The organism is Mesobaculum littorinae (assembly GCF_004011175.1).
Lineage (GTDB): Bacteria > Pseudomonadota > Alphaproteobacteria > Rhodobacterales > Rhodobacteraceae > Tranquillimonas > Tranquillimonas littorinae.
Window position 1 is genome coordinate 578,658 of sequence record NZ_RQXX01000002.1, and the last position, 21,689, is coordinate 600,346.

Annotated in this window: 17 protein-coding genes and 1 tRNA gene; 8 read left to right on the forward strand and 10 right to left on the reverse strand. The window is 69.6% G+C overall.

Annotated elements, in window-relative coordinates:
* Positions 1-25: 25 nt before the first annotated feature.
* Positions 26-1,846 carry a glycosyltransferase gene (locus EKE94_RS07450; RefSeq protein WP_127905960.1) on the reverse strand — a complete coding sequence of 607 codons (1,821 nt, stop codon included), beginning with the start codon at positions 1,844-1,846 and terminating at the stop codon, positions 26-28.
* Positions 1,847-1,936: 90 nt separating this feature from the next.
* Positions 1,937-3,091 (reverse strand): glutamine-hydrolyzing carbamoyl-phosphate synthase small subunit, encoded by a 1,155-nt coding sequence (carA, locus tag EKE94_RS07455; protein WP_127905961.1) that lies wholly within the window; start codon positions 3,089-3,091, stop codon positions 1,937-1,939.
* Positions 3,092-3,248: 157 nt separating this feature from the next.
* Here carA and EKE94_RS07460 point away from each other — a divergent pair, with 157 nt between their 5' ends.
* Complete coding sequence (locus tag EKE94_RS07460; protein ID WP_127905962.1) at positions 3,249-3,707, forward strand: GatB/YqeY domain-containing protein; 459 nt, start codon at positions 3,249-3,251, stop codon at positions 3,705-3,707.
* A 90-nt stretch (positions 3,708-3,797) separates the two neighbouring features.
* Here EKE94_RS07460 and EKE94_RS07465 read toward each other — a convergent pair whose 3' ends face one another.
* The 3 genes from EKE94_RS07465 to lipB form a co-directional block, all read right to left on the reverse strand.
* Entirely contained in the window at positions 3,798-4,382 is a 585-nt protein-coding gene (locus tag EKE94_RS07465) for a DUF2244 domain-containing protein (RefSeq protein WP_235855928.1), read from the reverse strand.
* Positions 4,382-6,055, reverse strand: a complete 1,674-nt coding sequence (gene ctaD / locus EKE94_RS07470) for a cytochrome c oxidase subunit I (protein ID WP_127905963.1) — start codon at positions 6,053-6,055, stop codon at positions 4,382-4,384. Before ctaD ends, EKE94_RS07465 begins: the two co-directional genes overlap by 1 nt.
* Before the next feature lie 512 nt (positions 6,056-6,567).
* On the reverse strand, positions 6,568-7,452 hold the full coding sequence (lipB, locus tag EKE94_RS07475; RefSeq protein WP_328590471.1) for a lipoyl(octanoyl) transferase LipB: 885 nt from the start codon (positions 7,450-7,452) through the stop codon (positions 6,568-6,570).
* Between the two features lie 16 nt (positions 7,453-7,468).
* Between lipB and EKE94_RS07480 the strand changes: the two genes are divergently transcribed.
* A tRNA-Leu gene (locus tag EKE94_RS07480) sits at positions 7,469-7,555 on the forward strand.
* A 115-nt stretch (positions 7,556-7,670) separates the two neighbouring features.
* Here EKE94_RS07480 and EKE94_RS07485 read toward each other — a convergent pair.
* Together EKE94_RS07485 and EKE94_RS07490 are read right to left on the reverse strand one after the other, a co-directional pair.
* A complete protein-coding gene (locus EKE94_RS07485; protein ID WP_127905965.1) occupies positions 7,671-9,407 on the reverse strand; it encodes a hypothetical protein in 1,737 nt (578 codons plus the stop codon).
* A gap of 186 nt (positions 9,408-9,593) precedes the next feature.
* The gene (locus EKE94_RS07490; protein ID WP_164870853.1) at positions 9,594-10,568 is read right to left on the reverse strand and encodes an AEC family transporter; all 975 of its coding nucleotides are present in this window, start codon (positions 10,566-10,568) and stop codon (positions 9,594-9,596) included.
* Positions 10,569-10,888: 320 nt separating this feature from the next.
* Between EKE94_RS07490 and aroQ the strand changes: the two genes are divergently transcribed.
* The 4 genes from aroQ to EKE94_RS07510 all read left to right on the forward strand — a co-directional run bounded on the left by aroQ (position 10,889) and on the right by EKE94_RS07510 (position 16,155).
* The gene (aroQ, locus tag EKE94_RS07495; RefSeq protein ID WP_127905967.1) at positions 10,889-11,326 is read left to right on the forward strand and encodes a type II 3-dehydroquinate dehydratase; all 438 of its coding nucleotides are present in this window, start codon (positions 10,889-10,891) and stop codon (positions 11,324-11,326) included.
* A gap of 283 nt (positions 11,327-11,609) precedes the next feature.
* Positions 11,610-14,642, forward strand: a complete 3,033-nt coding sequence (locus EKE94_RS19210) for a methyl-accepting chemotaxis protein (RefSeq protein WP_164870854.1) — start codon at positions 11,610-11,612, stop codon at positions 14,640-14,642.
* 130 nt (positions 14,643-14,772) lie between these two features.
* Entirely contained in the window at positions 14,773-15,300 is a 528-nt protein-coding gene (locus EKE94_RS07505) for a chemotaxis protein CheD (RefSeq protein WP_127905969.1), read from the forward strand.
* Between the two features lie 372 nt (positions 15,301-15,672).
* A complete protein-coding gene (locus EKE94_RS07510; protein WP_127905970.1) occupies positions 15,673-16,155 on the forward strand; it encodes a GNAT family N-acetyltransferase in 483 nt (160 codons plus the stop codon).
* A 69-nt stretch (positions 16,156-16,224) separates the two neighbouring features.
* Here the strand turns inward: EKE94_RS07510 and EKE94_RS07515 are convergent, their stop codons facing one another.
* From EKE94_RS07515 to EKE94_RS07525, 3 genes are all read right to left on the reverse strand, one after another.
* Positions 16,225-16,632 carry a hypothetical protein gene (locus EKE94_RS07515; protein ID WP_127905971.1) on the reverse strand — a complete coding sequence of 136 codons (408 nt, stop codon included), beginning with the start codon at positions 16,630-16,632 and terminating at the stop codon, positions 16,225-16,227.
* Between the two features lie 82 nt (positions 16,633-16,714).
* Positions 16,715-17,827, reverse strand: coding sequence for an alkane 1-monooxygenase (locus tag EKE94_RS07520; protein WP_127905972.1), 1,113 nt, complete (start codon positions 17,825-17,827; stop codon positions 16,715-16,717).
* Positions 17,828-18,302: 475 nt separating this feature from the next.
* Positions 18,303-18,830: a GNAT family N-acetyltransferase gene (locus EKE94_RS07525; RefSeq protein WP_127905973.1), complete on the reverse strand. Its 528-nt coding sequence runs from the start codon at positions 18,828-18,830 to the stop codon at positions 18,303-18,305.
* Between the two features lie 160 nt (positions 18,831-18,990).
* On the opposite strand from EKE94_RS07525, the gene ftsY reads away from it, so the two are divergent.
* Both ftsY and EKE94_RS07535 read left to right on the forward strand, forming a co-directional pair.
* Complete coding sequence (ftsY, locus tag EKE94_RS07530; RefSeq protein ID WP_127905974.1) at positions 18,991-20,541, forward strand: signal recognition particle-docking protein FtsY; 1,551 nt, start codon at positions 18,991-18,993, stop codon at positions 20,539-20,541.
* Positions 20,542-20,779: 238 nt separating this feature from the next.
* The gene (locus tag EKE94_RS07535) at positions 20,780-21,682 is read left to right on the forward strand and encodes a DMT family transporter (protein ID WP_127905975.1); all 903 of its coding nucleotides are present in this window, start codon (positions 20,780-20,782) and stop codon (positions 21,680-21,682) included.
* Positions 21,683-21,689: the final 7 nt, after the last annotated feature.

A 21,689-nucleotide genomic window follows, 5' to 3' on the forward strand; every position in this document is an offset into this window, starting at 1 on the left:
CCGGATCGGTGCGGCCCCAAGGCAGCTATTCCGCAGCAATCCCGAAAACCTCGCCTTCGTTGCCCTCGGGCGGTGGCAGGCGGGGCGGGTCGGGGGCCGGCGGGGCGGGCGGGGCCGCGATCTGCGGCGGGCTCATTCCGTGTTCGGTCTTGTCCCAGTGGAACGGGCGGACCACGGCTTCGTAAAAGCCGCGATAGGCGGCGATGCACCCCAGCGCGTGGTAGACCCAGAGACAGGGCAGCCAGAGCAGGGGGCGAAACCCGCCCTGCGCCGCCGCGCCACGTGCCGCCACCAGGACCTGCAGCGCGCTGTAGCTGCACAGCACCCCCAGCAGGGCCGCCCCCGACGGCGCGATACCAAGTCCCGCCCAGGGTACCGGAACGCCCACGGTAAATAGCCAGAAGCTCCAGAGCAGGGGCGCGGCGGCGAAGTTCGCCAAAGCGCCCAGAAACAGGACCTGCACGCCAAAGAATCGCCAGGGTCCAAGATCGCGCCACAGCGCCCGCGGCGCCCGCATGTGGACGCCATAGGTCACCGCATAGCCCTTGAGCCAGCGAGTCCGCTGCTTGATCCACGGCCAGGCGCGGGCGACCGCCTCTTCCCGTGTCACGCTGTCGATCATGCGCGTGCGATAGCCATTGCGCGCCAGCCGCACGCCCAAATCGGCATCCTCGGTCACGTTATGCGCGTCCCACGCGGCCACGTGCTCCAGCGCGGCACGGCGGAAGAACACCGTCGTGCCGCCCAGCGGCAGGACCAGTCCCAGCCGTTCTAGCCCCGGCAGCACCGCGCGGAACCAACCCGCGTAGTCCAGCGCGAAACAGCGGGTGATCCAGGTCGCGCCGCTGTTGTAGTGGTCCAGAACGCCCTGCAGGCAGGCGACCTGTGGCGGCTCGGCGGCGAAACGGGCGGCGATCTTGCGCAGCTGGTCGGGGTCGGGCAGATCCTCGGCGTCGTAGATTCCCACGATGTCGCCCCGGCAGAGGTAGAGGGCATAGTTCATCGCCCGGGGCTTGGTCCTCACCGTGCCCCGCGGCACCCGCACCGTCCGCGCCCAGGGCGGCAGCCCGTGCGACAGAAGCGCGGCGTCGGTGGCAAGATCCTCTTCTTCCAGCACGACGAGCACCTCGAGCCGGTCGCGCGGATAGTCCAGCCGACCCAACCGGTCGATCAGGGCAGGCGCGATCCGGCCTTCGCGGTAGAGCGGCACCAGGAGCGAGATCACCGGCAGCCTGTCGTCGGGCAGGGGCGGCGCCTGCACCGGAGGGGCGGGGCGGGTGAGCGCCAGAAGCGCGGCGCCCTTCAGCAGCCCGTCGATGGCGAGGCTGATCAAGGCGACGGATGCCAGCACGCCGCAGGTGGCCGCGGGATAAAGCGAAAGCCCGACCACCGAGAGCGCCGCGAGGGTGGCGACGACATTGCGAACCGCACCAGTCGCAGGGTGCCGCGAGGTACGGCAGCTGTAGGCCGCCGGAACCCGCGATTCGGCACGGCTGGCGAGGCCCTGCCGTTGGCTGGATAGGAGTATCGCGCGCGCCTCGGGCGGCGGTACGACGCATAGCCGCACGGGGCCAAGCCGGCGTTCCAGCCACGGGCGCATCTCGTCGAACTGCGGTTCGCCCGCCGTGCCGACAAGCGTGACCGCCCCCGCACGCTTGAGCGGTACGGTATCGTGCGCCAGGCACCATCCAAGGCCCAGCTGGGCGATCCCGGCGGGATCGGCCGCGGGAGGGTCCGGGGGCAGAGGCCTGCGTGCGGCAGGGCGCGCCCGGTGCCCGCTGGCCGTCCGCCAGGGGGCTGTGCGCGGCGTTGCCGCGCCTTGGATGGTCGAGAGTTGTGCCGGCATGGTCAGCCCCCCGGTGACGTGGGGCCAGACTGGGCGCGGTATGCTTAACGGAACGTGAAGATCACCGGGCCGAAGCCCGGTGACAGGGGGTTAGCGCTGTTCCATCGCCTGCACGAAGCGCTGGAACAGGTAATAGCTGTCCTGCGGACCGGGGCTGGCTTCGGGGTGGTACTGCACCGAAAACACCGGGCGGTCGTCCAGCGTGATGCCGCAGTTCGACCCGTCGAAGAGCGACACGTGGCTTTCGGCGACGCCCGCGGGCAGGGTCTGCGCATCCACGGTAAAGCCATGGTTCATCGACGTGATCTCGACCTTCCCGGTGGCGAGGTCCTTCACCGGATGGTTGGCGCCGTGGTGGCCGTGGTTCATCTTGACCGTCCGGGCGCCAAGCGCCAGCGCCAGCATCTGGTGACCGAGGCAGATGCCGAAGATCGGCATGTCGGCGCGGTCCAGCAGCTTGCGCAGGGTCGGCACGGCGTATTCGCCGGTGGCGGCCGGGTCGCCCGGGCCGTTCGACAGGAACACGCCCTCGGGCTCGTGCGCCAGAACCTCTTCGGCGGTGGCGGTGGCGGGCAGGACGGTGATGTCGCAACCGGCCGAGGCGAGCGACCGCAGGATGTTCCGCTTGGCGCCGTAGTCGATGGCGACGACGCGGCGACCGGGCGTGTCGCGGCGGGCGTGCCCGCCGGGCCAGGCCCACAGCATCTCGTCCCACTGGTAGGACTGCGCGCAGGTCACCGTCCGGGCCAGATCCCGGCCGACCAAGCCCGGGAAATCGCGGGCCGCGGCGACCAGCTTGCCGATGTCGATATTCCCCTCGGGATCATGCGCCAGCGCGACATGCGGCGCGCCCTGACGCCGGATCGCCCGGGTCAGCCGCCGCGTGTCGACGCCGCCGATGCCGATCTTGCCCCGCGATTTCAGCCAGGCATCCAGGGTTTCCGTCGCGCGCCAGTTCGACGGCTCGGTCGGATCCCACTTGACGACGATGCCGTCCGCCGCGGGTTCAAGGCTTTCCTCGTCCTCGGGCGTGGTGCCGGTATTGCCGACATGGGGGAAGGTGAAGGTCACGATCTGCCCGGCGTAGGAGGGATCGGTCATGATCTCCTGGTAGCCGGTCATCGCGGTGTTGAAGCAGAGCTCGGCCTCGGTCTGGCCGGTGGCGCCGAACCCGCGGCCCCAGAAGACCGTCCCGTCGGCAAGCGCGAGGCAGGCGGTCGGCCGGGTGGCGGGGCTGGCAGGCATGGGGCAAAGCTCCGTATATACTGGGGGTCGCACGCTACCTAGGCGCGCCGCGCGAGGGCGTCAAGCCGACCGGGACGCGGCGCCGCAGTTGTTCCCGCGCGGGGTTTCGCATAGCCTGCGCGTTCAGGATCGACCGCTTCGGAATCAGGAAGACGTCATGGACATGAGAACCCGCATCTCGGCGGCGTTGAAAGAGGCGATGAAGCAGAAGGACACCGACCGGCTGTCCACGCTGCGGCTGATCAACGCCGCGATCAAGGACCGCGACATCGCGAGCCGCGGCGAGGGCGAGGATGACATGGTCGGCGATGCCGAGGTGCTTCAGATCCTGGGCAAGATGGTAAAGCAGCGCCAGGAAAGCGCACGCGCCTACGAAGAGGGCGGACGCCTGGAACTGGCTGAGAAGGAGCGCGCCGAGATCGCGGTGATCGAGCAGTTCCTGCCCCGGCAGCTGAGCGACGAGGAAACCGCGCGCGCCGTCGACGCGGCCATCGAAGAGACCGGCGCAAGCTCGATCCGCGACATGGGGCGCGTGATGGGCGTGCTGAAGTCGAAATACACCGGGCAGATGGATTTCGGCGCCGTGGGCCCGACGGTCAAGGCCCGCCTTTCCTGAAGCCCTGGCGCGGCGGCCTTGCCTGAGCGCGCACAGCAGGCTGAACGCCTGCAATTTGCGACATCCGCCGCCTGACCGCGGCGGCGCGTCCTATCGCGGCAGGCGGGCCAGCCGCCCGGTCAGCTCCTCATGCAGGCCCTTGCGTTCGTCCGACGACAGGAACGCCCCCAGCTCGACCTCACGCCCGCCGCCGCGCAGGGTGACGTAGTTCTCGACCGGGCCACCGCTTTCGTAGATCTCGACCCGAACCCAGTGCGGGTTGGCGTGCCATTCCCGCAGGCGGCCCGACGGGTCCGAGCGGCGCAGCTCGATCCGGTCGGACCAGAGCACAAGCTCCTCCTGCAGCGTGCCGTCGCGGTAGTTGCGGCGCAGGAAATACCACAAGCCCCAGATCGCCAGCACGACGAAGGGCAGCAGCCCCCACATCGCCATGGTGCCGACGAAGGCCAGGAGCGGCACCGCGATCAGCGATGCCGCGATGCCGATGGTCCAGGCAAAGCCCTCGGGCGGCATCGACCGGTGCGGCCAGAGGAGGGCGCGCGCGGCAGGGCGCCCGGCGGCATGGTCAAAGCGGACATGATCGTTCGCTGGGCGTCCGCCGGCATCGCCGTCATGCAAAGGGGCCCCGGCTTGCGCCGGGGCCCCTTCGTGCATGTCATCCCAGAGGAACGGCATCAGTGCGCCGGTTCACGGTCCCAGTCGCTGCGCTTGGGGAGCGTTTCAAAGGTATGCTCCGGCGGCGGCGAGGGCAGCGTCCACTCAAGCGTGTCGGCGTGTTCGTTCCACGGGTTGGGCCGGGTTTCGGGCCGACCGGCAATGATCGCGCGGAAGATGATCACGATGAAGAACACGAAGGACGCGAAGCTCAGGATCGCGCCCCAGGACGAGACGTGGTTCCACAGCGCATAGGCCTCGGGGTAGTCGATGTAGCGCCGGGGCATGCCCTGACGGCCAAGGAAGTGCTGCGGGAAGAACGTCAGGTTCGCACCGATGAACATCATCCAGAAGTGCAGCTTGCCCGCCCATTCGGGGTACATCTTGCCGGTCATCTTGGGGAAGTAGAAGTAGATCCCCGCGAAGATGGCAAACACGGCGCCCAGGCTCATCACGTAGTGGAAGTGCGCCACGACGTAATAGGTGTCGTGATAGGCACGGTCGATGCCGGCCTGGCTGAGCACGATGCCGGTGACGCCGCCGACGGTGAAGAGGAACAGGAAGCCGAAGGCCCAGAGCATGGGGGTCTTGAGCTCGACCGACCCGCCCCACATCGTCGCGATCCACGAGAAGATCTTGATCCCCGTAGGTACCGCGATGACCATGGTGGCCATCATGAAGTAGCTCTGCTGCGTCAGGCTCATCCCCACGGTGTACATGTGGTGCGCCCAGACGACGAAGCCCAGAACGCCGATGGCGATCAGCGCCCAGACCATCGGCAGGTAGCCGAAGATAGGCTTGCGCGAGAAGGTCGCGATGACGTGGCTGATGATGCCGAAGCCGGGCAGGATGATGATGTAGACCTCGGGGTGCCCGAAGAACCACAGGATGTGCTGGTAGAGCACCGGGTCGCCGCCGCCCGCGGGCTGGAAGAACGAGGTGCCGAAGTTCCGGTCGGTCAGCAGCATGGTGATGGCGCCGGCCAGAACGGGCAGCGACAGCAGGATCAGCCAGGCGGTGACGAAGATCGACCACGCGAAGAGCGGGACCTTGAATAGGGTCATGCCCGGCGCACGCATGTTGAGGAAGGTCGTGATCATGTTGATCGCGCCCAGGATCGACGATGCGCCCGAGATGTGGACGGCAAAGATCGCGAGGTCGGTGGAATACCCGCCCTCGGAGGTCGAGAGCGGCGGGTAGAGCACCCAGCCGATGCCCGAGCCGAGCTGCCCGTTGCCACCCGGCGCGAAGACCGAGGCGACGGCCATGCAGGTGCCCGCGACGTAAAGCCAGTAGCTGAGGTTGTTCATCCGCGGGAACGCCATGTCCGGCGCGCCGATCTGCAGCGGCATGAAGTAGTTGCCGAAGCCGCCGAACAGCGCGGGAATGACCACGAAGAACATCATCAGGATGCCGTGGGCGGTGATCAGAACGTTCCAGAGATGGCCGTTCGGGGTGCAGTCCTCGACGGCTGCCGGCAGGAACCGCATGCCTTCCGAGCACATGTACTGCACGCCCGGCTCCATAAGCTCCATCCGCATGTAGACCGTGAAGGCCACAGAGATGAAGCCGACGAGGCCGGCCGTGAAGAGATAGAGAATACCGATGTCCTTGTGGTTGGTGGACATGAACCAGCGGGTGAAGAACCCGCGTTCGTCGTGTTCACCATGGCCATGGACGGCTGCGTCCGCCATTGGGTGCCTCCTGCTTGCCGTAAAGTCGATAGGGTCCGGTCGGGCCGGGCCCCTGGACTTGATCCATGTCATAGCGGCTTGCGCCAATAGCGGCAATGTTGCGATCCGCCGCAGGGGTGGAAAAGTTGTCGCGGGGCCGCGTGCCGCCGCGGCAGGCGGGGTGCGCCCCCGGGGCGCGGGCCACCGGGTTTTGAGATCCGACCATCCGCGTCGCCGGGTCCGGCGCCTTGCCTGGCCCCCCTGCGGGCGGCACGCAGCCGCCGTGTCGCGTATTCGTGGCGCGGCGATCGACGGCAAGCAGGTTTGCCGACGCCCGGGGCCCGTTGGTACGGTTTTGTATGCAAGGCGTTGAAACCGGGCGATTCTGGCTGGTTTTCTCCGCCGCCGGGTCCTGCTCCGCTCATCACGTCATCTGGGGATGCGCATCGAACCGGCGCGGGACTGCCCCGTTCAGGGCTGGCGCGCCGGGGCGCCTGAGGGTGCGACAGGGGCGCCCGGCCCGCGCGCGCCGCTCAGATCCGGGCGAAGGCGCCGTCGAACTGTCGGCGCAGCGCGGCGTCAAGATCCTCCATCGTCACCGGGAGGCCTAGGTCGACAAGGCTGGTGACGCCGTGGCCCCGGATTCCGCAGGGAACGATTCCCTCGAAATGCGACAGGTCGGGTTCGACGTTCACCGACAGTCCGTGGAATGTCACCCAGCGGCGGACGCGCACGCCGATCGCGGCGATCTTGTCCTCGCGCGGGGTGCCGTCGGGCAGGGCGGGCTTTTCGGGCCGGTCGACCCAGACGCCGACGCGGCCCTCGCGAATCTGGCCGTCGACGTTGAACTCGGCCAGCGCGGCGATCACCCAGGCCTCCATCGCGGCGACGAAGCGGCGCAGGTCGCGGCCCCGGCGGTTGAGGTCGAGCATCACGTAGGCCACCCGCTGGCCCGGACCGTGATAGGTGTACTGCCCGCCGCGCCGCGCCTCGAAGACCGGAAACCGGTCGGGATCGGTCAGGTCCTCGCGACGTGCGCTGGTGCCGGCGGTGTAGAGGGGCGGGTGTTCGAGCAGCCAGATCAGTTCGTCCGCGGTGCCCTCGGCGATGGCCGCGGCGCGCGCTTCCATTTCGGACAGCGCGGTGTCGTACTCGGTCAGCCCGTCGGAGATACGCCATTCGACCATGCCTTGCCCCTTTTTCCGACCCGCCCGCCGCTCCCGTGTCGTGGCGACGAAGCCCGCCGGAGCGTCAGACCACCCTGCGCGCGAAGGTGCAAGAGGGCGGGCGGGCAAGGTGTTTGGCGGCGCGTTCGGCGGGGTTGGCGTGACGTCATCCGGGGTCACCGCGCCGGGGTGGCAGATTCCCCGCGATTCGCCCTTCACATCCCTGCGGGCATCGTCTAAGAGGCGGCTCACTTGAAGCCTAGACAGTGCGGTCGTGGCGGAATTGGTAGACGCGCAGCGTTGAGGTCGCTGTGGGGTAACTCCCGTGGAAGTTCGAGTCTTCTCGACCGCACCATCTGCTTCAAGTTTTTCCCCAAGCTAGTGATCGGCCGGCACCGAACAGACCCAGCGTTTTGGCTCGAGTTTAGCGGCTGCGGCGACCTCTGCCGATCCCGCGGACCCAGCCGGTCCTAGAACCCCAGCCGCCGCAATTCGCTGCGGATGCGTTCATAGTCGCGCGGATCCTGGGAAAACCGGCGCGACCGCCATGTTTCCGCTGTAAAGTCCGGCTGCACGCGGCGCAGGCGTTCCTTCCAATGGGCCACGGCGCCGGCATCCTCCTGCCGCGCAGCCTCGAGCAGTTTCGCAAGGTGGGCGCGCGGGTTGCCGGGGTCGAGCGCCAGCGCGTCGTCGATCACCGGGTCGAGCGTCTTGTCCCCGCGCATCAGGCAGGCGACGGCGAGGTTGGTGCGCAGCCAGTTCGGCGGGTGCCGCGTCAGGCCAAGCGCCTGGTAATACGTGTAGATCTCGTTCTCGATATCGCCGGAATAGCCCATCAGCGCGGCGTGATATCCCAGAAGCTCGGAGCTGGGCGGGGCGGTGTCGATGATCTCGCCCATCTCGTGCACCGCCTGGCGGAACCGTCCCGACAGGCACAGCAGCATCGCCCCCAGCGTCCGCACGAAGTGGTCACGCGGCGCGGTCTGAACGGCGGCGGCATGCAGGCGGCGGGCCTGCGCCTCGACCGCGGCTTCGTCGCGGACCCAGTTCAGCCGGATCCCGTCGATCAGCAGGAACGCCAGAGAGGTGACGGGCAGCAGGAAATCCGGTGCCATGTCGATGGCGCTTTGATAGTTGTGGATGGCGCGGCGGAACGCGGTCTTGTTGCCCTGCATCTCCTGCACGCGCCCCCGCTGGTAGGCGGCCCAGGCCGAAATCCCCACACCGTGGTCAAGCGGAAGACGCGTCCAGTCGCCGTCGCTGAGTTCGGAGTAGAAGCCGCCGACGATGCGGCGTGCGACACGTTCGATGTCCGCGGGTCCCAGCCGGCCCGGGGGCACGGCGATGCGGTCGGACCACAGCGTCAGCTCGGACTTCCCGTCAGACAGTACCGCGTGCACGCGCCCCTCCGACAGGTAGCCGGCCAGAACGTAGTCGGACGCCATGTCGCCGCCGCGGTCCACAGACCGTGCGCCCTGTCCCGCGCGGATCGTGAAGATGCCTTCGAAGGCGCGGGCCATGGCGACGACCTCGCGCGTCAACGCCTCGGCATTGCGCCCCGCGATCCCGCTCAGCTGGCCGAAGGGCTGCACGGTCAACGACGGCGGCCCGACCGGGCGGGCCCGTGCCGCATCGCCCGCGGGCGCGGTCGGCGGAACACCGAGGATCGGTGGTGGCGGCTTGACGGGCGCCTGCGCCCCGGGTTGCGCCGCGGGCAGGGCCGTGGCCTGGCGTGGGGTGGCCTGCCGGGCCAGTGCGGCACGCTCCATCCGCAGCCATTCCTCGAAGGCGGGGTCTGGCAGGTCGATCCCCTCCAGAAGCTCGCTCTGCCCGTCCGGGCCGCCGGTGGGGTTGGCTACCGCGATCGTCGCGGGGTTCAGCGCGACACTGACCGGCCCGATAATCAGCCCTTCCAGGTCGAGACCCGCGAAGTGCTTGCGGAGCCCCGACAATTCGCGCCTGAGGCTTTGCGCCGCACGGTCTGGGGTGCTTTCGCTCCACAACACGCTTTGCAGCCAGGCCCGCGTGCGCTTGGCATTGGGCGCGGTGGCCAGCAGCGCCAGAAGCCCCTGCGACTTGCGCGACACGGGCGTGACGTCGGCCCCGCCCCGGGCGGTCAGCGCAAAGCTGCCGTGCAGGGTCAGCGTCAACAGGGGATCGTCGTCCAGAGACGCCGGACGGTCCCGCACATTGTCGCGATCGGCCATGTGGTTCGTCACCTCCCGGGTGTCACGCCGGATCAAAGCTCCCGCACCCAAGGCTGCCGGAGCGGCGGGCCCCGTGGCGGGACGGCTGATAGTCCTCGACGGGGATGTGGCGCGCAACCATTCGCTGACAAGAAATCAATTCAGTTTAACAACTCCGCGCTGCGGGCGGGGTGGGAGGGTGGCGGATCAGCCGCCCAGCACCGACTGTGCCAGCCCCAGCCACAACGGCAGGGTGGCGAAGGAGGCAACCGTCGCGCTGATCATCGCGGCGGCGGTCAGGTTGCCGAGCCCCGCCCCCTGGCCGATGATCGGAAAGATCGAGATCATCGGCGCGGCGGCAAAGATCAGCCCTGCGGCGCGCATCTCGGGGGGGATGCCGGGCAGGGTCAGCATCAGCACCGCGACCAGCGCGGGATGCAGCAGAAGCTTGGTCGCCGCGATCCCGGCCACGGGCAGCGGCCCGCCTTCGAACGGCAGCGTCGCCAGCATGCCGCCGATCACGAACAGCGCGACCGGCGCGGCCACCGCCGACATCAGCTCGAACGCGCGGGTGAAGGGGCCGGGCAGCGGCAGGCCGGTCAGCTTGACCACCAGCGACAGGAAGACCGCGATCAGGATCGGGTTGGTCACCGCCGCCCGCAGGCTGCGGGCCACCACCCGGCCGCGACGGTTCGGTGCGCCGGCGGGTGCGGTCCCGCCGGCATCGGTTTCGCCGTCGATGTCACCGCGCGACAGGTCCACCAGCATCAGCGACAGCGGCAGGATCAGCATCGTCTCGACGATCATGCAATGCGCCAGGACCTGCGCCGCGCCGTCTCCGATGACGCTCAGCGCGACGGGGTAGCCGATGAAGCCCGAGTTCGAGGCCGAGGCGCCCAGCCCCGCCAGCGCCGCGTGCCCGCGCGGCATCGACAGGGCCCCGCGCGCGGCCGCGAAGGCCAGCCCCCAGGTCGCCAGCGACCCTGCGCCGTAGGCCAGCAGGTACCGCCACGACAAGGCCGATTCGGACTGCGCCAGCGCATGGAAGATCAGCGCGGGCAGGGCGATGCGGATCACGAAGGCGCCCAGCGGCGCCACCGACCCGGGGCCCAGGTAGCGCGACCGGATCGCGACGAAGCCCGCGCCGATCAGCAGGAACAGCGGAAGGATGGTCGCGATCATGCGCGCCGCTGCGTCGTCGCGCGGCGCGGGGCCGCGATGGGGGCGGGGCTGGGCATGGTGGCGCGGGCAAGATGGGGCACGGCTGAGGTCCTGTTGCATGGCCGCCGCGCGGGCGGCCGCTTCGGACCTTCGCATAGGTGCGGGCCGCGGCGACTACAACCCGGGGGTGTCGAAGCGCGGGCCGGCGGGGCGGGCCGGGGTGAGGCTTTGAGGGAGGTCGCCGGACGGTCCGGTGTGCGGGCCGGGGGGCTTGCGCGGCGGGGCGGGTTGGGTCACCTCTGGGCGGCAGGCATGTCCCGAGACGAAAGGTGCAGCGCGGCGTGACACGGTCGATCCTGGTCCTGAACGGGCCCAACCTGAACCTTCTGGGCGAACGCGAGCCGCAGATCTACGGCGCCGAGACGCTGGCCGATGTCGAGGCACGGTGCCGCGATGTGGCCGCCTCGGCAGGCCTTGCGTGCCGTTGCCTGCAGTCGAATCACGAAGGCGCGCTGATCGATGCGATCCAGGCGGCGCGGGGCACGGAGGCGGGCATCGTCATCAACCCCGGCGCCTATTCGCATACCTCGATCGCCATTCTCGACGCGCTTTCGGCCTACGAAGGCCCGGTGATCGAGGTGCATATCTCGAACATCCACAAGCGCGAGAGCTTCCGCCACACCTCGTACGTGTCCCGTAGGGCCGAGGCGGTGATCGCGGGATGCGGCACCGAAGGCTATGACTTCGCGATCCGCCGGATCGCCACGCTCATCGCCTGATCCCCAACACGCCGCGCCGGGCCAGACCCGGCGCGGCCTGGACCCGCTGGGCCCCGCGCAGATCGACGCGACCCGGAACCGCCCCGGGCCGCCCCGGCCCGGGCGGCGCCGATCCGGCCCGAGTTATCGGGACCTTTACTTTTCCGCGACATGGTCCGCTGCGCAGCCCCTGCGTCGGGGGCCTTGGACGATTCACGGGACCTGCGGCGGATCCACGCCGCGGCGAAGCGCGCACGCGTCTTCGCCGCCGGTAGCGGCGCGGCTCCATCTGGCGGAGACGAACATGAAGTTCCACAGTCTATCCTTCAAACTGCCTGCCCTGATTTCGGTGCTCTGCGCGATCATCGCGCTGCTGATGTCGGTCGAGGGGTATCTGGGTGCGCGCGGCAGCCTGAAAAATGATGCCACCGAACGGCTGACGCTGGCGCTGCACGCGACCGAACTGCAGCTTGAGAGCTGGTTGCACGAGGTCGAAGAGGATCTGGACGTGCAGGCCGAAAACCCATCGGTCATCGGGGCGCTGCGCCTCTTCACGATGGCCTGGGACGCGCTGGGGGACGAGGATCGCGCAGCGCTGGTCCGTGCCTACCGCGCCGGCAGCACCGCCGACAGCGACGCGGCCGCGGCCTACAACAACGTGCATGCCCGGTTCTCACCCTTTTTCGAGGCGTTGCGTGACGCGCAGGGCTACGCCGATGTCCTCCTTGTCGATGCCGAGGGCCGGGTGATCTACTCGGTCGAGGCCGCCGCCGATTTCGGCACCGTCCTGACGCCCGATGGCGGACCGATGGGCCGCGCGGTGGATCGGGCGCAGACCGCCGGCGGCAAGACCGTCTTCCAGGATTTCACCAACTACGCGGCCCTCGACGGCACGCCCGCGGCCTTTCTCACGCATGACGTAGCCGACCGCAGCGGCGCCTCGATCGGCACGATCGTCTACCGCCTGAGCCCCGAGAGCCTGGCCCGGAGCGTCGATACCGCCGCGCTTCTCGGCGATACGGGCCGGATCAACGTCGTGGGAACCGACCTTCTGCGGCGCAGCGCATCGATGTTCGAAGATGGCGGCGAGGTGCTCGAGCCCTATTACGATCCCGAAACCGCGCAGCGGGTGCTCGACTCCGAGGGTCTGACCGTGCTTTCGGTAGCCGACAGCCATGGCGACGCCGTCATGGCAGTGGCCGAGCCCTTCTCCTTCATGGGTACGACCTGGGCGATGATTGCCCTGCAGTCGGAAGCCGAGCTGATGGCGCCGGCCCGCGACCTTGCGCGGACCTTCGCGATGTACTTCGCGGTGGCGTTCGTGGTGTCGCTGGTACTGGGCTTCGTCGCGGCCCGCGGCGTGACCAAGGCACTGGAAAGCGTCACCAAGACGATGGACGAAATCGCCGCCCGCAATTTCGGCGTCAAGATCACGCGGCTGAAGCGGCGTGACGAGATCGGCGATATCGTGCGGCGGATCGACGAGTTCCGCGATCAGATGGCGATGGCGGCGGTGAACGAACAGCAGGGCCAGTTCCAGGCCTCGGCCTTCGCCAACTCCTCGACCGCGATGCTGATGGCGGATCTCGACGGCATGATCGTCAACCAGAACAAGGTGTCCGAGGCCTATTTCAGCGACAACATGGACGAGGTGCGCAGCGCGCTGCCCGCCTTCCCCGACGGGTCGCTGATCGGGCGGAACATCGACATCTTCCACAAGGACCCGCAGCGGATCCACGCCATCCTGCGCGATCGCAGCAAGCTGCCGCACCAGGCGGACGTCCGTCTCGGCAATCTCAACGTGTCGCTGTCCATCTCTCCGATCGTCGACGAGTCCGGCGCGCATGTAGGCAACGTCCTGGTCTGGGACGACGTGAGCGAGATCCGCACCACGCAGGGCATCATCAACGCCATCCGCCGCAGCCAGGCGGTGGTGGAATACGATCTCGACGGCAGGATCCTCGAAACCAACGATGTCATGCTGGACGTCACCGGGTATGGCCGGGACGAGCTGATCGGCCAGCCGGGCAAGATGCTGGTGGGCGATGGCAACGGGATCAGCGACACCACGTGGTCGCGCATCATCGCGGGCGAACCCTTTGCCGAACGCCTGGCCCGGGTCGACCGCAATGGCAAACCGATTTGGATGGACGTCAACTTCAACACCGTGCGCGGGGCTCAGGGGCAACCGATGAAGGTGGTCGAAATCTCCCGCGACGCGACCAGCGAAGAGGAGGCGCGCCAAGCCTTCGAAGCCGAGCGTGCCCGGACCGCGGCCAGCCAGGACGAGATGATCTCGTCCCTGCGCAACGGGCTGTCGGCGCTGGCCGATGGCAACCTGGTCGAGCGGCTCGAAGAACCCTTCTCGCAGGAATACGAACAGCTGCGTGAGGACTTCAACGCCGCCAGCGACCGTCTGAGCGGGGCGATCGGGCAGCTGGTCGAAGCCGCCGACGCGATCCGCGCCGGGTCGCGCGACATCAGCCAGGCCTCCGACGACCTGTCGCGCCGCACCGAAAGCCAGGCCGCGACGCTCGAGGAAACCGCCGCCGCGCTCGACGAGCTGACGGCGAGCGTGAAATCCTCGGCCGCCCGGGCGAGCGAGGCCGACACCATCGTGCAGGAGGCGCGGACCAACGCCCAGACCTCGGGCGAGGTGGTGGTCGAGGCCGTGACCGCGATGAGCGAGATCGAGAAGTCCTCGGATCAGATCAACCAGATCATCGGGGTGATCGACGATATCGCCTTCCAGACCAACCTGCTGGCCCTGAACGCGGGGGTCGAGGCCGCCCGGGCGGGCGAGGCGGGGCGCGGCTTTGCCGTCGTCGCCTCGGAGGTGCGGGCGCTGGCCCAGCGGTCGTCCGAGGCTGCCAAGGAGATCAAGGCGCTGATCTCGACCTCGTCCAGCCATGTCGAACGCGGCGTCTCGCTCGTCGGTAAGACCGGCGATGCGCTGAAGGAGATCGTCGACAGCGTCGCCCATATCTCGTCGCTGGTCTCGGAAATCTCGTCGTCGTCCAAGGAGCAGTCCACCGGCCTGTCCGAGATAAACACCGGCGTCACCCAGCTGGACCAGGTGACCCAGCAGAACGCCGCCATGGTCGAAGAGGCGACCGCGGCCAGCCATTCGCTGCGCGGCGAGGCGGAATCGCTCGGGGAACTGGCCGGCATCTTCCGCATCACGCGGGGCGAGAGCGGAGGCGGCACGGTCGTCGACCTGTCGCCGCGGGCCCCCGCGGGCGGCGCACCGGTCAAGCCGCAGCTGTCGGCCCCGGCGCCTGACGAGGCACCCCGCGCCGCATCCGGCGGCGGTGGCGGCGGGTGGGAAGACTTCTGACCCGCACCGCGATCACGAACGGGGCCGTCCCCCGCAATCCGGCGCCCTCGGGCGCCGGATATCTCACATCCGACACGCTGTCCGCGGCCGCCACGTACCGGCCCGGGCTGACAGACCCTGAAGAGGCGGCATGACAACAGCGACCCGTAACGTCCCGGTCATTCAGGGCGAATTCCGCGTCACCAGCGATCCGCAGGATATTCTGGTGACGATCCTGGGCTCCTGCGTGGCGACCTGTCTCTTCGACGAACAGGCGGGCATCGGCGGCCTGAACCACTTCCTTCTGGCCCGCAGTTCCGAGCCCGACCAGGCAAGCCTGAAATACGGTGCCTATTCCATGGAGCTTCTGATCAACGCGCTGCTCAAGGGCGGTGCGCAGAAGCGGCGGCTGAAGGCCAAGGTCTTTGGCGGCGCGCGGATGATCAAGGGGCTGTCGGATATCGGCGATTCGAACGGGCGTTTCGCCATCTCCTTTCTCGCGCATGAAGGGATCCCGGTGGTGAACACCTCGCTGGGCGGGACCCAGGCGCGCAAGATCCGGTTCGACGCCACGCGGGGCAAGGCGCAGCAGATGCTGGTCGGCGAATCCGCCCTCGCCGCCTACGAACGCGCCGCGCCGCCTCCTGCGCCGCCCGGCGGCGATGTCGAGCTGTTCTAGGCCGCGGCAGGCGTTCCGCTTAGCGCCCCTGCCGGGTCATCCGGCCGGGGTCAGGCCTTGTGAGGCGGACGGAACCCGCCCCGATCGTCACGCCGCTTCGGTCGGCACAGGGGCCGCCCCGGGTCGTGACCCGGAACGTGGAGGCAGCGGCGAACGCTGGCAGCCCGTCCTGGCAGTGCGCCTGGGTGCGCTCCGTCAGGCGCTTGCGGAGGGGGTGCAAGTGGCAGGCCGGCCCGGTGTGGACGCGGGCGCCATGGCCGCGCGACCCGTCTGCTGACACATATGCCGCCGGCCGAGGCGTCGCGGACGCTCTCGACCCTGCCTGCCGCCTGCCTGTAGGGTCGCAGGGGCGCAACCGGACGGAGGGCGAGGATGGGCGTGTCGATCCGCAGCGCGGGGCCAGAGGCCGCCGCGGCCCTCGTGCCGCTGCTTTGCGAGGTGCAGGGCCTGCATGCCGCGCATCTGCCCGACGACTTCCTGCCGCCGACCGACATCGCCGCCGCCCGCGACTGGCTGGCTTCGTGGCTGGGGCAGGTGGGGGTCTTCGGTCTGCTGGCCGAGGTGCCCGGCACTTCCGCCCCGGTCGGCTACGCGATCTGCGAAATCGCGGCCCGGCCGCCCAGCTTGCTGCGCCCGGCGTTGCGCATCGCGACGCTGCACCACATCTGCGTTGACCCCGCTCATCGCCGGCAGGGTATCGCGCGGGCGCTGATCGGCGAGGCGCAGGTGCGGGCGCGGGCCGAGACCTGCAGCCGGTTCCGCGCCACCTTTCACGATTTCAACCGCGCCTCGGCGGCGCTGATGCGCAGCACCGGGCTGGCCCCGCGCCTGATCGTGTCCGAACGCAAGCTTTAGGTCGGGCGGTCATCGGATGCGGGCGACGGTCATCGGGCGCGGGCGCCCGTCAGACGCTGCGGGCGACGGTCAGACCCCCAGCATCGGGCCGTTGCATTGCAGCGGCGCGTCGGCCGAGCGGGTTTCGTACAGCAGCGTCTCTTCGGGGTCACCCTCGAACCGCGCCCTGAGGCCAGGACCCTCGCGGTAGAACTCCCAGCACTGCGGGCTCAGCCCGTCTTCGTATTCGAAGCAGATCATGCCGTCGCGTTCGTACCACGACCCGGTCTTGCACTCGCCTTCCAGGAAGGACCACAGCACCTGCCGCCCCGGCAGGTACTGCTCGATCCCGTAAGGCACGCCGCCGTTGGAGAAATAGAGAGTCTTGCCACGGGTATAGGCATCGAACTCGGCGGCGCTCATCGCGTCCTGCGCGAGGGCGGGAAGGGGTGCGGCGAGGAGGGTGAGCAGGGAGGCAAGGGCGGTGGGACGCAGCATGGACGAAACCGTTACACAGAGGGATCGGATTTGCCAGATGGCAGGGCGGCGGGTGGCGAAAGGTCGCGTGATCACCATGGGGTCATCCCGCGGGGCCGGATTGTAGCGCATCCAGCCGCGGATGCATCACCCGCTTCCAGCCGCGCGGATAAAGCGCCAGCAGCGCCATCACCGGGACCGAATGCGGCAGCGTCGGCGCGCCGTCCGGCAGGGTCAGCGCGGTGAAGGGGCGGGCGGGATGCGCGTGGTGGTCGGAATGGCGCGGCGCGTGCAGCATCATCCGCGACGAATAGGGATGCGGCGCGTTCCAGCTGTGCCGCGCGGCCACGGGTTCGAACCTTCCCGGCGCGATCTCGGCCCGTTGCAGGCCGTAGTGCTGCACGTAGTCCGACAGCAGAAGCTGGATCTGCGCATGGGCGCAGAGCGCAAGATACCACGCCAACCCGGCCACGCCGCCAATCCCCGCCGCCGCCCCGAGGCACAGCACCGCGCCCAGGAGGTAGCTGCGGTAGGGATGCGCGCGCCGGGTGGCGCCGCGGGCCAGCAGCTCGGCCTCGGCCCGGTAGCCCGCGCGGAACGATCCCAGCCAGGCCCGCCGGGCGAATCGATGAAAGGACTCGCCGCGCCGCGCGGTATTGGGATCGGCGGGCGAGCCGACGTGCCGGTGGTGCACCTTGGGGTGGGCCGAGGCATGGTGCCCGAACAACAGCGAGATGTAGATCCACCGCCCCAGCCGCGCCAGCCCGGCGCCGGGACGGTGGATCAGCTCGTGCGCGTTCGAGTTCGAGACCTGACCGAACCACACCCCCAGGGCGGCGAAACTGGCCAGCCGAGACAGCCAGCCGGTTCCGGCCTCGCCCGCCAGTTCACCGCCTGCCAGTCCACTGCCTGCAAGTCCACCGCCCGCCAGCGCCCAGACCGAGAGCGCGAGAAGGGGAAAGTGCACGACCCCCAGCACGACCGACAGGGCGGTGCCCGCGGGAAACTCGGCCTCCATGTCGATGCGGCGCGACAGAAGGTCCATCAGACCTGCGAAGACCGTGACGAACAGCAGCGCGGCAAGGCTCCACGCCCCGCCGAGAAGACAGCCCGCGACCAGAACCGGCACGGGCGCAAGCGTCGCCGCGGGGAACAGCAGATGCGCGCGCCAGGCGGCACGGTCCTGCGGGACAGTCGGGCTGGGGGGCGTGGTCATCGGGCGGATCCTCAGTCTCTGCCCGCGTCTATAGCAGACACCGCGCCGGTCGGCAGTGACAAGCGCGAGATCAGAGCGTTTCCGCACCGGACCCGCCGCCACGGCACCCTGCGACGCCTGTCGGTGTGCCCGCGCCGCCGGTACCTGAGACTGTGCCGATCCGCCACGCGGCCGCAGGGCCCCCGCGGCGACGTGGCCCGGGCCGGTGCGCAGGTTACGCCGGTCCTGCGGGGGATGCGCGCCGCGAGACCCCCGCGATATGTCGGCAGAAGAGGTCTTTGGCGGTCTGCAGGACCGCGCAGCGGCCGATGTCCGCGGGCCGCGACCCGGGATGATGCGTCTTGGGAAGAAGCGGCGGTTGGCATTGGCCGGGGCCCGATGCCGCCCCGTCTCAGGCCCGGGCAAGGTGGCCAGTTGCCCTAAAGGCAGGCGGCAGCCACGCGGCGCCGTGCGCCGAACGCGGACCTTTTGGCCGTCAGGTGCCGCGTGGCGCGCCGAAATGACGATAGACCAGGTCGTCGGGGCCCGGCCGCGCCGCCGCGGGATCCTGCTGCGCGCCCAGCCGTTCGGCCAGCCGGCGCGAGGCCGCGTTTTCCGCGTCGATATAGCTGACCAGGGTGGGCAGATCGGCGGTGTCGCGCGCCCAGTCGAGCATCCGCTGCGCGGCCTCTGCGGCGATGCCCCGCCCCTCGGCCCCGTCGTATAGGCACCAGCCCAGTTCGTGCTCGGGAAAGAGCGGCCCGGCATTGACCGCAATTTGTCCGACGGTACGGCCGCTGTCCCGCTCTTCGATCATCAGCGCGCCGCAACCCAGAAAGTCCCATTGCGCGTGGTCGGCGCAGAACATGCCCCACGCGGCGGCGGAGGCAAAGGGACCGCCCATGTAGCGCGCGCGAGCCGAGGCCATCAGCGCGGCATAGGCGGGCCAGTCGTCGGCCCGCATCGGGCGCAGCCGCAGCCTGTCGGTCGCAAGCGTCGGGGGCGCGGTCGGCGAAAGGGGCATCCAGTCTCCTTGCAGTCGGACGTCGGGGTGGTGGCTGCGGCTTAGCAGCCCGGCGGGCTGTTGTCTCGGGCCCGGTCGGGCGACGTGCCGGGCGGGCCTGACGGCTTCCATCCCGCGGCCCGAGCGATTAGGTGAAGGGACAAAGCAGGGGGCCCGTGAAATGTCGTTCTTCTCAAAACTCAAGTCGCGGCTGACGAAATCCTCATCGAAGATCGAGGAAGGGCTCGACGCCATCGTCGAAGAGGGCGGCACGCCGGACGAGACACCCGAGCCCGAGCGGCTGCCTGAGAGGCCGCCCGAACCGGCGACCGAACCCGAACCGGCGCCCGTGCCGGATCCGGCGCCCGAGCCCGCACCGACCCCGGCTCCCGCGCCACCGTCGGCACCCGACCCCTTTCCGGCACCGCAGGACCCCGCGCCCGCGCCTCGGCCCGAGGAGATACCCGGCAGCACGCCGCAGGAGACCCCGGTCGAGCGGCCGCAGGAACTGCCCACGCCGCCCGCCACGCCCGCGACCCCGCCCGAGGGGCCCGGCACGCCCCCTACCTCGGCAACGTCGACCCCGACCCCGGCAACGTCGAGCCCAAGCACTCCGTCCCGGCCTGCAGGGACCCCGCCCGCACAGCCGTCAGCCGCGCCGTCGGGTGCCGGGGACGCCGGCGCAGGCGCGCCTGCGGCCATGCCCGCGACGTCGCCGACGCCGGCGCGGCCCTCGGAACCGGCCCCCCGGACCGCCGACGCCGCGCCCACGGCCCGCGCCCCCACCGAGTCTGCAGTGCCCGCAGCGCCCGAGACGCCGCAGGGCGCGCCGCGCGGCGGGATCCTGGGGCGGTTCTTCGGGCGGCAATCCGAACGGCAGCCCGATCGTCAGGTCGTGCGCCGCACGCTTGACGACGACATGCTGGAAAGCCTCGAAGAGCTGCTGATCACCGCCGACATGGGTGTCGACACCGCGCTGCGCGTCACCGCGAACATGGCCGAGGGCCGGTTCGGCCAACGCCTGTCGACCGACGAGATCAAGCGCCTGCTGGCGACCGAGGTCGGCCGGATCATGGAGCCGGTCGCCCGCCCGATGCCGCTTTATCCCGACCGTCCGCAGGTGGTTCTGGTTGTGGGGGTCAACGGCTCGGGCAAGACCACGACCATCGGCAAGCTCGCCAGCCAGTTCCGCGCCGCGGGCAAGTCCGTCGTCATCGCTGCGGGCGATACCTTTCGCGCCGCGGCCGTGGAGCAGTTGCAGATCTGGGGCGACCGCGCGGGCGTGCCCGTGCTCAAGGCCGACCAGGGCACGGATCCCGCAAGCCTGGTCTTCGACGCGATGACGAAGGCCGAGGCCGACGGCGCCGACCTTTTGCTGGTCGACACCGCCGGGCGGCTGCAGAACCGCGCCGACCTGATGGAGGAGCTGGCCAAGATCGTCCGGGTGATCCGCAAGAAGAACCCCGACGCGCCGCACAACACGTTGCTGGTGCTGGATGCGACGACGGGACAGAACGCGATCAGTCAGGTCGAGACGTTCCAGAAGCTCGCCGACGTCTCGGGCCTCGTGATGACCAAGCTCGACGGCACTGCGAAGGGCGGCATCCTCGTGGCGCTGGCCGACCGGTTCGGCCTGCCGATCCATGCCATCGGCGTGGGCGAGCAGATCGACGACCTCGCCCCTTTCGACCCCGAGGAGTTCGCCCGCGCGCTGACCGGCCTCGACACGTGATCCGCAGGGTCAGGGGCGCCGGGCCGGTCATCCCCGTCGCGCCCGGTCACCCGCGGGCCCGGGCGACCGGGCGCGATGCGGCGGGCACGGAGGAAGCCGGCGTAGGCACGCCCCTGCGCTGCGCGACACGATGCTCTGCGCCCCGGGGCGGCGAGCCTGTCGCCTGCACCGCCGGCCCGCGGCCCGTGCCTTGCGGCTTTGCCTTTTCGCGCGGGGCCGGTGACCGGGCGGTTCCGGCGTGAGCGACCTGATCATCAACCTCGACGGCACGGTTGCCGGGCATCGTGCCGCCATGGGGCTGGCGCTTCTGGCGGCCCTTCTGCACGCGGTCTTCGGAGCGCTGCAGAAAGGCCGCCACGACCCTTGGCTGTCGCGCGGGGCGATCGACGGATGGCTCGTCGTGCTGTCGGCGCCCGTCGCGCTGTTTCTCGTGCCATGGCCGCAGGGGGCCGAGTGGCGCGTGCTGGCCGGGGCGATGGCGATCCACCTGATCTACAAGCTCGGGATGGCCACGAGCCTGTCGCGCGGGGCCTTCACCGTGGTCTACCCGGTGGTGCGCGGCACCGGGCCGCTCTTCACCGTCTTCGGCGCGTGGGTAATCTTCGACGAGGTTTTTGGCCCGCTTCAGTGGCTGGGGGTCGGGGTGCTGCTGGCCGGGATCTTCGGCCTTGCCGCCTACAACCTGCGCCATGTCGAGGTCGGGCGCGACACGCTGCGGCCTGCGCTGCTGCTGGCCGTGGGAACGGGCGCGATGGTCGCGCTTTACACGACCTACGACGCCTACGGCATCCGGCTGACGCCCGACCCTTTCACCTTTCTTGCCTGGTTCTTCCTTCTGACATCGCTGGATTTTCCCATCATCGCCGCACTGCGCTACCGCGCCATGACGGCCCCGCCTGCACCGGGGCCGCTGCTGGCACGCGGGCTGGTGGGGGCGCTGGTGGCATGGGGCAGTTTCGGATCGGTCATGCTGGCCACCCGGCTCGACAAGGTCGGCGAGGCGGCGGTCCTGCGCGAAACCTCGATCGTCTTCGCGGCGCTGATCGGCTGGCTGTGGCTGGGCGAAACCGTGGGGCCGCGGCGGATGGTCCTCATGGGTTTGATCGCGGCCGGCGCGGTGATAGTAGAATTCGGTGGCTGAGAAGGGC